The organism is Bacillus silvicola, assembly GCF_050524305.1.
Lineage (GTDB): Bacteria > Bacillota > Bacilli > Bacillales > Bacillaceae_G > Bacillus_A > Bacillus_A cereus_AT.
Genome location: NZ_JBNGVC010000017.1, coordinates 41,884 through 54,287, shown reverse-complemented (window position 1 = coordinate 54,287; position 12,404 = coordinate 41,884). Strand labels below are relative to the sequence as shown.

The window sequence follows — 12,404 nt, the reverse complement described above, 5'->3', positions numbered from 1 at the left end:
GCAACCCAATGCTATTAGGCTAATAAAACAAAATCCTCCCTAAAATGAAAAAATACGCTATTCTTTCTGTAGAATCATAGGAAAGGATGGCGTTTTTTATGTCTGTTTCTGTGTCTGAAGAATTACAACTATTTGCTCAAGAGATTCAAAGTTTTTTATCTCCAAATATCTTACAAGATTTTGCTAGAGATGTTGGTTTCGTGCAACGAACCAGTAAATACCAAGCAAAAGATTTAGTCGCTTTATGTGTATGGGTGAGCCAAAATGTAGCTATGACTTCTTTAACTCAGTTATCTAGCTGTTTAGAAGCATCAACAGAAGTACTCATCAGTCCTGAGGGACTGAATCAACGATTTAATAAGGCGGCCGTCCAACTTTTACAACACCTACTAGCCGAACTACTAAGCAAAAAATTGGCCGCATTTATGCCGATTTCTTCTCCATACACTTCTGTTTTTAAGCGTGTTCGTATTTTAGATTCAACTGCATTTCAACTCCCGGATGTATTTTCATCGGTTTATCCAGGTGCAGGAGGATGCAGCCATACAGCGGGGATAAAAATTCAACTTGAGTATGATTTGTTAAGTGGACAGTTCCTACATATTCATACAGGTCCAGGTAAACAACATGATCGTACTTACGGCTCTCTATGTGCCCTAACTGTGACAGCGAATGATTTATGTATCCGAGATTTAGGTTATTTTCATTTAAAAGACCTTCAATATATACAAGATAAAGAGGCCTACTATATCTCTCGTATCAAGTCGAATACACGTATGTATCAAAAAAATCCTAACCCTGATTATTTTCAAGACGGAAGAATTAAGAAAGGTACAGAGTATATACAGATAGATATGGAGACGTTAATGAGCTCCCTTCAACCAGGACAAACATGTGAAATAGCTGATGCTTATGTAGGAATGATTGATAAAGTGCCAGCTCGTGTAATTGTTCACCGACTAACAAAACAACAGCAACAAAAACGATTACAAGATCAAACTATAAGAGAAAAAAAGAAAGGAATGAAGTATTCTCCTCGTAGTAAACGACTTAGCGGTATCAATGTATATATGACAAATACCCCTACAGATATTGTCTCGATGGGCCAGGTACATGATTGGTATTCTTTACGTTGGCAAATCGAGATTTTATTTAAAACGTGGAAATCATTCTTTCATATTCATCAGTGTAAAAAGATAAAACGAGAACGATTGAAATGCCATTTGTATGGGCAACTGATTGCCATTCTACTCTGTTCTTCTACCATGTTTCAAATGCGACAATTACTTCTTATGAAAAAGAAGCGAGAGCTGAGTGAATATAAGGCCATATATATGATTAAAGATTATTTTCCTCTTATTTATCAAGCCATACAGAAAGACACCCAAGAGCTATCAAAGATTCTCATCCGCTTGTTCAACCTCCTACAGCAAAACGGGAGAAAATCTCATCGATATGAGAAGAAAACAGTCTTTGATATATTAGGTGTCGTTTACAATTGTACCATGTCTGATAATCAAGCGGCTTAATTCAAAAAATGAAACCCGTTAGGGTTTATTTCGTATGCAAATCTTTAAATTTCTTACACATAACCTTTAGAAAAAAGAAACATTCTCTACTATAATTGACGTTGTATGAGCTTAGCTTGATAGCGATGTGGCGGTACCCCAGAAAGAGCAGTTATATAGAAAAAAGAACTATGGAACAAATGAGACTTGTATCATGTCTATATATTGAAACCATATTAAAAGTGAGGGCAGTTTTATGTTTATTCAAATAAATTTGAGGTGTGGAAATGGAACAGAAGTTTATTAAAAAATGTAATCATGATGAGCTTGACTATGTTATAAAAGACTATTGGCAAGATGTATGGAATTATTCATTTATTATTACGAAAGATCCACACTTATCAGATGACATCACACAAGATGTCTTTATAAAGGTTTTTAAACATTGGCATTCGTTTCGAAAGGAGTCATCTATTAAAACGTGGATATTAAAAATTACAAGAAATACGGCAATAAACTATTTGAAATCCTCTTATTTTAAAAGGATATCTTTAGTGGGATTTTTTAGTGACGATAAGCAATCTCCATCGGCAGAACGAGAATTTTTTAATCAAGAGGAAATGAATGAAGTGTGGGATGTTGTATTAAAATTACCTAAAAAACATCGTGAAATAATTATATTGGACGCGAAATATGAATTATCTTATGAAGAAATGGCTGAAACATTAGATGTATCAATTGGAACAGTCAAATCTAGATTAAGCCGAGCGAGAAGTAAGGTTTCAAAACTAATAGGGGAGGATAGAAGTGATGAACAGTAAAAAAAATCCTGATTGGTATAGCAAATTAAAAAACGGTCCAATGGAGAATCGTAAAGATGAAGAAGAATTTATTTATAAAATAAAGCAATCGATAGACCAAAATAGTGAAGTAGATTCTGCAACATTTAAGAGACCATTTCGTAAAACAGTATTGCCTATTGTAGTTGTTTTGGTTTGTACAATGTTATTTTTTATTGTTCAGCAACCTTGGTTTGATGATAATAAATCACCGGTACAAAGTAGTACTCAAATTAAGTCGAAAACAAAAGATGAATCTGATCAAGATCCCTCACTAAAACAATTTATGAATGATTTATATCGAAGTACAAATTCAAAAAATGAAAATGACCTTTATAGAGCGTTAAATGATGAAGTTCTATTTAAAGGGATTATGTATAAGAAGGATGAATTACAGATTGATGATGATATTTTTCATGAGTTGCAAGTCGCTCTTACAATGGGGGGAGAATTTGTGAATGATACGAAGAAAGTTTACAAAGTGCCAAGTGGATCGACAGAAAGTAATCAATCAAATCAAGAACACTTTATATATGCAACTGTTACTGGAAACAAAACGAAAATTTTAGCTGAACCAAAACTAGAATCACAAGTTTTGTATGAAGTATCTAATGATATGGTAAAAGCTTGGATCCCGGAAAAATTGCAAAATGATGGATATATAAAAATATCGACTATTAACGGTGATACTACTGGATATGTACAAAAAAAGTATGTTTTAACTGATATTAAATATTCTTTCATGTTCGAAAAGAATCATGAAGGTATATGGAAAATAACGAATATAGAATCTATATGGTAAAAGAGGAAGGTTCACTTTAATGAACCTTCCTCTTTATTTTTATTCTCTTTTTGAAGAGTATCCCAGGAATCTAAAATTTCTGCTGTAACAAGAGCGGCACTATTCTTTTCTGAATTACCACCAGGAATAACAACAGAAATGGCGATTTGTGGATCTTTGGCAGGAGCATATGCAATGAAAAGAGAATGATTTATCACTCTTTCTTGCTCATTCGGTGAACCTGTTATACCCGTTTTACCTGCGACATCAAAGGGCAAGTTTTTAATCTCCTCTATATTGTGACTCATCCCACCTTGCACGACGCTCCAAAATTTCATCGGATATCGATTAGAACTTTCTAAGATTGGTTTAAACTTTTTTGAATCATTACCGTCATGATCAATAATGGCACTTACGATTTGAGGTTTATATTTATCACCTTTACTTGCAAAAGTTGCTGCATATTGGGCAAGCTGAAGTGGAGTGTGCACTTCATTTCCTCCCCAAGAAGCATTTAATAAAGCGGAGATTCCATTTTCAAACTTATTAGATGGATGAAATTCATATTTTCCGTCTTCTTCAAAGGGTAAATCGATCCCAGTTTTAGAACGAAGGCCGAATTGCATTAAATAATCTGTCCATATATTTGCTACTTTTTCTATATTCCCATTATTTTGGTTGAATAAGGGTAGCGCTACTTTTGCTGTCATAAATGTGTTAGATGAATTAATGATAGCCTGACTCGGTGTGATCTCACCTGTTGGCGTTCCAGGTGCATTCGTAATGTTATTTTGATTATCATACTGAAAAGTACCTTTATCTAAATAAGTATCTTCAGGTTGAAAAAGCTTTTCGTTTAATCCAATTAAAATAATAAGGGGCTTTATAGTAGAGGCCATATTTACATAAGATTCACCATACTTTAATTTTTGAATTGCTTTATTTTGCGACAATGATTTGATGTTTTCTTTTTTAGATGATACATGTGTATGTAATGTATTTGGATCAAAAACTGCTGAGTTGGCCATAGTTAAAATTGCACCAGTTTTTACATCGGTCACTACAGCATAACCAGCATTAGCATCAGGTATTTTCTTAAGTTGAGATCTTAATGCTTCCTCTGTTTTTTGCTGCAGCTTAGAATCTAAAGCTAGCCGGACATCTTTTCCTTTTTGTACTTTTTGAATGTTCCATAAGAACTTTTTATTATTCATTTTAAAAATCAGAGTTTTTTCTGGTTTTCCTTTTAAATCATTTTCATATTGAAGCTCAATCCCACTTTTACCAACAGGTACATACTTAGAATTAAGGTCATTTTCTACATACCCAATTACTTGTGAAGCAATTTCGTGCTTTGGATAATATCGAATCCATTCATCTTTGATTATTACATTATTGGGTTTGTTCTTGTTTATGAATGTAAGTTCACTCTCATTTATGTCAGAGTATAACGGTATATCATTCATAGTCTGCTTTTTACAAGATTGTTGTAATTGTGATTTCATGTCCTCTGCAGAAATGTCATGTTGAAACTCGCTTGAAAATTGATTGAAAAAAGCTAATGTGTTTGATATATCTTGATTCGATAGCTCTTCATCATTAGAAGTGCAATATAGAGACTTAACTTTCTTATTTGTAGCTAGTATTACACCGTTTTGATCAAAAATTTTTCCTCTTTCAGCTGAAGAAGTTGCGATAGTAATTGAAATGAAGTTGATTTTTAATAAAATTAGTAAAATCAAACCTACAATAGAAAGAACCGCTAAAAATCTCCATTTTTTTGTATGTAACATATAACCCTCCCTTATGTAGCCTATTTCATCTTATAGTTAATTATTTTTTTTGTAAATGTGGAATAATTTTATTACTTAGGTTGTCTATTAAGTATTACAGCATGAAGAAAGGAATAATCAGTATGAAAAGTTACTAGGGGTCACCATATCAAAAAAAGAAAATTGTACGTTTAGACACAATTTCATGTTTTGTACAGAAATTCTTTATTTAATTAATTTGTAGGTTGATACAGTTCCCCAAACAAAAAGAACTAAATAAAAAAGTCTTTGTAGGGGTACCGCCACATCGCTATCAAGCTAAGATTTTTAATTACCCCCAGAACGACAATTTCATGCATCATTGACTACTGATAATGATGCGTTATGTAGACCTCACAGATAGATAGGGGTATACAGTTCTTCTTTTATGGTACACTTCAATAAAAGGGGGGAAAGAGGTTTGAAAAAGTGGATTAAAATCACATCAACCTTAGTTATTGCTATAGCAGTTGGTATTTTTACTGGTTACAAAGTCGGTACGTATGCAGGTTCAGACGTTAAGGAAAAGCAGACTGAGAGAATTAAAGGGGAAGAGGTAATACTTGACCTCAACTCTGATCGTCATATAATCAATGCAATGCACAAAATGACTCATCAAAAAGTATTATCTCACGAAAAGCAAGGATTTATCAAAATGACTCCAGAAAATATCGAAAAAGTACGTCGAGCGATTGATGAAAGTAATAGTGGAACCTTACAACATAAAGAACAGTACCTTAAGATGTTGGTTCGTTGGTATGAAGGCGATTTCTCTCAATCGGTTGAGGAGCATAATTTATTATGGGAATGGGACAATAACAGCACTGGTAAAGCATACAAATTAGCGACACCGGAACAAGAAGAAGCATACATTTTAGAACAAGCGAAGTCTGAAAAATAATAAAGGGGTATCGTCACCTCGCTATCAAACTAATAAAAAGAAATGCCACCCTAAAATGAAAAAATGCGCTATTCTTTCTGTAGAATCATAGGAAAGGATGGCGTTTTTTATGTCTGTTTCTGTGTCTGACGAATTACAACTATTTGCTCAAGAGATTCAAAGTTTTTTATCTCCAAATACCTTACGGGATCTTGCCAGAGATGTTGGTTTTGTACAACGAAGCAGTAAGTATCTGAATCCTGCTTGTACTATCATTTGTAATTCCTCCTGTTGGATTTTGTTTTTTATTTGTTATATAGATACGACATAATGCAGCAGATACTTTGGATAATTAGCTGAAGCATACATCTATTCGACCTAATACCCCAGTGCTCATACTTGCTAATTACATTCTTTCGTATTTCATAACTGAAAAATGATGATTTTTCACCTTGACAGCTAAATTATGAAGTGGTTCATCTGCTGCTTCTAGTAATAACATAGCGTCATGGCCATCCATAGTGAACTCAATTAAATCATTTGTATAGCTCCAGAAAGTTTGAAACTTATATCTTTCTAATACTTTGTACCGCGGAGATAACTCAATAATCCCATCCTCACTCGTGACTATGAAGTTTCCACTTTCAGAATCTATATCGAATCTAGTATTCCAAGCCATTTTAACCCTTTTTTCTTCTTGTATTAGGGTTATATAAAAGAAACTGATATAAATCCCTTTATTTATAAAACGCCTTTAAAATAGCGGTTTATGCTCACTAGAAACCAACGTGCTATTTTTCTTCACCAACTAAAAAAAGGCGCTCAAAAAGAGTGCCTTTTTTTGTATTATTTTAATGATAGATTATTAACTAACATCTCAATAGCTTACTTTATAATTTGTACAAGTTAATACATTTATAAAACCATTACATTACTAAAATGTCCCTACTCTTAACGATACGTTAATACCATAAATCATCTCTTTTCGGGTATATTCCTTTATTAGTTCTTTGTCTTATGAATACTTCTGCAATAATTAAATTCGGTACCCAAGATAACCACGCAATTACAGCGTAACTTTGTTCAAACTGCTCTGGGCCGAATAACACAATAAACAAAGGTAACCAAATTCTTAATGTAACTGCCCCAAAGGTTAAGGAATAATTTCTGATCATCCAATTGCGATGGTCTTGAATTTTTTTGTTTTGAACTCTATTTAATGCTTGATATGCTGATATTAGCCAAAGTAAGGATCCGAAACCGAAACCAAGCTTTGCTAGTAAGCCACCCGAAGCATAAAAGGCTAAGTATAGTCCTGATATGCCGCCTAATAATATACCAACCATATAGATTCTTCCGAGTAATCGATGACGGTTGATATTCTTTTCTCTAAAGTTTGTGGACAGCGTAAACGGACCAATTACTAACGCTAATATACCTGTTGTAATATGTACAAATAACATAATGTACCAAAAACTGCTTAATTTAGCTACATACATAAGTTTCATTTTTATAAGTCCTGATTGAGATCCATCCAAAATAAAATATTGGAAAACAACATAACTAGCTACTATAACAGCAAAAACAGTAGATATATACCAAATAATCCTGCTCAAATTCCACTTCCTCCTTTCCATATTTTAGGTGGGTATATTATGCATTACTGTTCATTCTAGAGCGGAATTGGAGAATCCTTCTTTATCTAAAAAGATGAACCCTCCTAAAAGATAGTGGTTTATCTATACGAGCATCTACAAATACTATTCTTGGTTATTACTTTTTATTAACCATATAGAATATAAATGTGTCTGCATTTCGCATCACCGTATCCCAACTACTCGTGTATCTCTACTAAGTGGAATATAAAATTCACCGCTCCTTAACCTGTCACTGGGATAGATGATTTTTATCAGTACTATGTGGTTGCAATTATAGTCATACGACTGCTATACTACTTAGACATAACGTTTAGGCAGCGGTTATGACCAAGCGGATACATATCATTAACAAAAAAAGAGCTAGCCAGTCTGGACAGCTCGTTTCCATAATTATCGTTATCAGAAGTTGTTTTTAGATAATCAGTTCTTATATTTTATAATAGTGCCGTTTGTTCCTTTGTCTCAGACTTCAATTTGTCTTGCAGACCTGATTTGTTTAACTGGAGTTGTATTACTAGGAATGCTAGGGACAATCGCATTGAGAGGAATAATGGTCACTATTTCTTCGTTTGTATAAAGATATTAATGCTTATAAAAAAGACACTCATTCTAAAATGTACCCTATAGAATAGACAATTAAAAAAGTCTATTCTATAGGGTGTTTTTATAGAAACATAATGTTACTATCGTTGGGCTACGCCCTTCACACGCTTGAGGAAGGGGAATTATTTCGGGGAATTCGTTAAATTCGTAAGTTTATCCTTTATTGCAAATTGTAACTACAGTTTACTTTGCTGTAAAGAAACAAAAAACATTTTTCTTATTCAATAATTCCAATTTCTAGAGCCTTTTGAACAGCTTCTTCTTTGTTACGGACTCCTAGCTTTGTATAAGCTGTGGAAGCATAATTTCTGACCGTACCATTCGATAAATATAACCTTGATGCTATGGTAGTGTATCGAAGTCCCTTTGCTACTAGCTGCAATATTTCTATCTCCCTAGCTGTTAGCTCATAAGCGGTTGCTTTTGATTGAGGTGTCTCTTTTTGCTCATCAAACTTCTCAAATATTTTGTGAGACATTCCCTGATCAATCAGTGTCCCACCTTTGTGAATAAGTCGAATCGTATTAGCTAGTTCCATCGTTTCAATAGATTTGAGTAAAAAACCATCCGCACCGTTGCGAAGTGATTCCAATGCCTGTTCGGTATCCTGAAAAGTTGTAAAAATCAATACGCGGATATGTGGCCATTGTTGCTTAATTTTTTTGGTTGCTTCGACTCCATCCATGTGTTGCATATCTAAATCCATAAGTATAACATGGGGTTGAAGGCGCCCACACAAATCGATGGCTTCATTGCCATCCTCAGCCAAACCAACTACATTTAAATCTTCATATCTATCGAGTAGTGTCCTCAAAGTTTCCCGAACAAATGGCTGGTCGTCTACAATTAACAAACGAATAAGTCCATCTTTTATTTCAGCTTGTCGCGGTATGGTACAGGTAACAAGCATTCCTTCCTCTGGCTTTGTATATACAGACAATTGACCTTGTAAATTCATTGCCCGTTCTTTCATCGCATTCATACCGAAGCCTTCCTGCCATTCTACATTTCCTTTTCCGTTATCTTGAACTTCTAACCTCGTATATTGTTGTTCAAACTGCAATGAAACTATAATTTCAGTCCCCTGACCATGACGTACTGCATTTGTAAGAGATTCTTGTAAGCAACGAATAAACGCGATCTTCGCTTGGCGAGACAGTTGATATTCCTCTCCGAATGCCCTAAAACTTACATTTACCTGAGCGTGCTCCTGAAATTCGGCTCCAAGATTTTGTAGAGATTGAATCAAGGAAGGCGATTGACACGGAGACTCCATTTGATGTAGGTAACCTCTCACGTCCTCGATGCTTTTACGTCCCATTTCAAGCAGAGAATCTAGCCTCTGTATACCCATTTCAGTAGCAAGCTCGGTGCGCAACGTTTCCATTCCCATAATAATAGAAGTATAAGCGTGACCAACTGTATCATGAAGCTCACTCGACAGTCTGTTTCGTTCCTCTGCCAGTGTAATGCGTTCAATCTGAGACATATATTGCTCAAGTACCACGTTTTGTTTATGAATCGCTTCATTTTGCTTATGATTGACGATTAATAAATGGAAAGCGAAGCCCATTACATAAGCAAGTCCATAATAGGTAACCATAATCCAATAGCTATTACTTGGCGCAACCGCATAGAAAATTCCAGTTGTTATAAAAATTGTTGTTGGAGCTGTCCAATAATAGGACAAATGCTTACTATTCGCAGCAATCAGAAAAACCGATATAAGAAATGTCTTGTTAGCTTCTGGCAATAAAGAGATTAAATATATACACAGTCCACCATATAGCAGTATTTCTGTGAACAAGTAATATTTGTAATTGAATAGTAAGGCTACCCATGGAATAGAGAAGGCAAGAATTTGCCAAAAAATAATAATCCAAAGTGGCAATGTTAAACCATCCTGAAGATCTAATGTGTTGAGGACGATAGAGACACTAGCAAGTATACGGACTCCTAACATAATCCAATCGTACCAAAACCAATACTTAACCATATCTAACAAGTTATTTCCCCCCTAAGTAGCCTACCTTTTTACTTCCTATAGTATAAATTAAACCTTCATACATTGTTATACTTTTTAATTTTACACTACAATTCTCTCGCGGAAGGCAAACTTCTAGCGATTTAGTTGCCGAATCATGCTACGTGTATAGCCTCCAATTTTCTTTGTCAAACGATCTACTATTCTAATACTTATGGCGGTAAATACTATACCCATAAGCATTACAAAGAGTGACTTGGTAAAAGTATCTATCTGTATGAATATAATATTCATTTCTATGTAGTGATACAGTAGTGGTGCTAACAGCAACATAAGTGGCATTACATAAAACATAATTGCACTAATGAGACTAAAAATGCCAATCACAAATTTCTGCATTAACCAAAAGACAGCAGACCAAGTGCGACGATCAGTAAGCTCTAATTTTACCTGAGCCCAGTTTGATGTATCTATTTTTATACTTCTATCATAAGAGTCTGTTGAAATATCTGTATAAATTTTCGTCTGTATGCGCTCGAATTGGATAAAAGGTGTAGTAGTCTGTAGTACGCGTATAACTAGTGGAATTCCAATTACCGTAAATGAAAGGGTGAAGCTGAATAGCAGAGCTATTAGATAAAAACAAAAATAAAACAATCCTGTAACGAAAGTTAGCAATAAAAAATAACCATTCTGTATGAATCTTGATTTCATAAAGTTCATCGCTCCTATCTATGTAATAACCGAATCATACTGCTTTTTTTGTCATTCTCACTAGTGTAAAAGTGTCATATGACAGTTCTAAATGTTGTTAAAAAGGGGAAAGTAACCTACTTCTGGTTAAAAAAGATGCTTATATTAATCTCCATAAAACAATCCCATTCTTGTAAATGTAAGAAGGGATTGTTTTGTACTTTTATTTAATATGAGATGGACTTGTTTTTCGAATATGAAAAATAATATCAAATTGCTCAAGCAATGACTTATCAAAGTATGCCGATTCGTTCGGTAAGAGTCGTGCCCCTATACTTAGTAATGGTCTTTTTGCTTTCACCCATTTCTCTGCCGGTCCTTTAAGGTGACGGTTATCCAATAAAAACATGTTATATGGTACTTTTCCGAAGGTATAATTGAAACTATTTACATCTTGTGGAATCGGATCCGTTATAATCTTATCTCCGGTGTCGTTGTATAAGGTAAAATTCCCCTCCGTAGTTGTACTGCCAATTGTGACATAATTATTGTCTAAACGTTCCTTCAAAAATTGCCCCGCAACATAAGGGTATAATTTCTCATCGATAATTCCTTTAGCTATATGAATATTGTGTCCCCATACCATCGTTTTACCACCCAATGTCTCTTGTGCCCACATTGCATGATCGGCCAAGTATTGCTCATGTAGCTTTAACACACTTGGATAGTCGTTAGGAATTAGCATTGTAGTATATTTCTCTATTACAATTGCCGTTGCTTTCGCCCAGATGTACTCGGGTGAAACTAATTCTGTTTTGGCTTGCCCATTTTCATCTTTTAGTAATTTGGCTACTCTCTCAGCGTTTGCTTTGAACTTTTCCTTTATTTCAGGGGCAAGGTTCATATACTCCTGTACACCTCCATTAAAAGCCGACAATTCTTTATAATTTTCTTCTACTTCTGCCAGCAAATCCGGTCGATGCAGCCTTACATAATCAATTACTTTATTAAAGCAACCTTGGTCCAATTGCTTTAAGTCGAGCCCAATAAATTGGATCTTTTTTTTATTGGATGGATTAGCATTATAATCTTTCATCCACTCAATCATGGCTATAATTTCATCAGTAGGATATAACAAGTTTAAAAATTCCCTAGGATTTCCTTTTCCTGTTTGGATATATTCATTTAGCTTTAAGCCGTTTCCCCAATCTTCCTCCATTGTGAAATTTGTAAAACCCATCTCAGTAACCAAATATTTCACAATTCGAAACTTCATAGTGAAAATTTCAGAGCTTCCATGAGTATTCTCTCCTAATCCTATATATTGTGCGCTCCCAATCATTTTCTTAAGTGGTTTTAAATCCTCAAATGATTTTGATGGCTCTATCGTTTTTAATGGGTAAGCCTGCGATTGTATGGATTTAACTATATTTTTTTGGATTGATTGACCTGAATTTTCGACTGCTACTGTTTGAGCCTTCCCTACTTCCACGCATCCTGTGACTAATAAAGCTGTACTAACCATTGCAATTATTCTTTTCTTATTCATTTTTTCCACCTCAATTGAATTATTTGTAAAAGCAAGATTGATTCATGTACTTGCACGAACCAATTGCCTTAATTCAATTGTTATCTATCCCATATCAT

At 34.4% G+C, this 12,404-nt stretch carries 10 protein-coding genes and 3 pseudogenes; 6 read left to right on the top strand and 7 right to left on the bottom strand.

Going from position 1 to position 12,404, the window contains the following annotated elements; translation table 11 throughout:
• Positions 1 to 98 precede the first annotated feature (98 nt).
• The 3 genes from ACP6L7_RS31740 (at position 99) to ACP6L7_RS31730 (ending at position 3,149) form a co-directional block, all read left to right on the top strand.
• Positions 99 to 1,529 carry an IS4 family transposase gene (locus tag ACP6L7_RS31740; protein WP_430529663.1) on the top strand — a complete coding sequence of 477 codons (1,431 nt, stop codon included), beginning with the start codon at positions 99 to 101 and terminating at the stop codon, positions 1,527 to 1,529.
• A 266-nt stretch (positions 1,530 to 1,795) separates the two neighbouring features.
• Positions 1,796 to 2,329 carry an RNA polymerase sigma factor gene (locus ACP6L7_RS31735; protein WP_071745738.1) on the top strand — a complete coding sequence of 178 codons (534 nt, stop codon included), beginning with the start codon at positions 1,796 to 1,798 and terminating at the stop codon, positions 2,327 to 2,329.
• Positions 2,319 to 3,149, top strand: coding sequence for an SH3 domain-containing protein (locus ACP6L7_RS31730; RefSeq protein ID WP_430529662.1), 831 nt, complete (start codon positions 2,319 to 2,321; stop codon positions 3,147 to 3,149). Before ACP6L7_RS31735 ends, ACP6L7_RS31730 begins: the two co-directional genes overlap by 11 nt.
• 11 nt (positions 3,150 to 3,160) lie before the next feature.
• Here ACP6L7_RS31730 and ACP6L7_RS31725 read toward each other — a convergent pair whose 3' ends face one another.
• Both ACP6L7_RS31725 and ACP6L7_RS31720 read right to left on the bottom strand, forming a co-directional pair.
• Positions 3,161 to 4,921, bottom strand: coding sequence for a peptidoglycan D,D-transpeptidase FtsI family protein (locus ACP6L7_RS31725; protein ID WP_098362072.1), 1,761 nt, complete (start codon positions 4,919 to 4,921; stop codon positions 3,161 to 3,163).
• A gap of 204 nt (positions 4,922 to 5,125) precedes the next feature.
• Positions 5,126 to 5,194, bottom strand: a pseudogene (locus ACP6L7_RS31720) (DUF998 domain-containing protein); the annotation flags it as partial.
• Positions 5,195 to 5,360: 166 nt separating this feature from the next.
• Between ACP6L7_RS31720 and ACP6L7_RS31715 the strand changes: the two are divergent.
• The gene (locus ACP6L7_RS31715; protein ID WP_097832520.1) at positions 5,361 to 5,840 is read left to right on the top strand and encodes a PRK06770 family protein; all 480 of its coding nucleotides are present in this window, start codon (positions 5,361 to 5,363) and stop codon (positions 5,838 to 5,840) included.
• 109 nt (positions 5,841 to 5,949) lie between these two features.
• Positions 5,950 to 6,099, top strand: a pseudogene (locus tag ACP6L7_RS31710) (IS4 family transposase); the annotation flags it as partial.
• Between the two features lie 126 nt (positions 6,100 to 6,225).
• On the opposite strand, the gene ACP6L7_RS31705 reads toward ACP6L7_RS31710, so the two are convergent.
• Positions 6,226 to 6,498 carry a hypothetical protein gene (locus tag ACP6L7_RS31705; protein WP_097832519.1) on the bottom strand — a complete coding sequence of 91 codons (273 nt, stop codon included), beginning with the start codon at positions 6,496 to 6,498 and terminating at the stop codon, positions 6,226 to 6,228.
• 283 nt (positions 6,499 to 6,781) lie between these two features.
• Positions 6,782 to 7,435, bottom strand: a complete 654-nt coding sequence (locus ACP6L7_RS31700) for a DUF2306 domain-containing protein (RefSeq protein WP_098361675.1) — start codon at positions 7,433 to 7,435, stop codon at positions 6,782 to 6,784.
• A 490-nt stretch (positions 7,436 to 7,925) separates the two neighbouring features.
• Here ACP6L7_RS31700 and ACP6L7_RS31695 point away from each other — a divergent pair.
• Positions 7,926 to 8,054, top strand: a pseudogene (locus ACP6L7_RS31695) (homoserine dehydrogenase); the annotation flags it as partial.
• Between the two features lie 243 nt (positions 8,055 to 8,297).
• Here the strand turns inward: ACP6L7_RS31695 and ACP6L7_RS31690 are convergent.
• From ACP6L7_RS31690 to ACP6L7_RS31680, 3 genes are all read right to left on the bottom strand, one after another.
• The gene (locus ACP6L7_RS31690; RefSeq protein ID WP_097832518.1) at positions 8,298 to 10,085 is read right to left on the bottom strand and encodes a helix-turn-helix transcriptional regulator; all 1,788 of its coding nucleotides are present in this window, start codon (positions 10,083 to 10,085) and stop codon (positions 8,298 to 8,300) included.
• Between the two features lie 114 nt (positions 10,086 to 10,199).
• Positions 10,200 to 10,778, bottom strand: coding sequence for a sensor domain-containing protein (locus tag ACP6L7_RS31685; protein ID WP_097832517.1), 579 nt, complete (start codon positions 10,776 to 10,778; stop codon positions 10,200 to 10,202).
• 202 nt (positions 10,779 to 10,980) lie between these two features.
• Positions 10,981 to 12,306, bottom strand: a complete 1,326-nt coding sequence (locus tag ACP6L7_RS31680) for an erythromycin esterase family protein (RefSeq protein WP_097832516.1) — start codon at positions 12,304 to 12,306, stop codon at positions 10,981 to 10,983.
• Between the last annotated feature and the right edge of the window lie 98 nt (positions 12,307 to 12,404).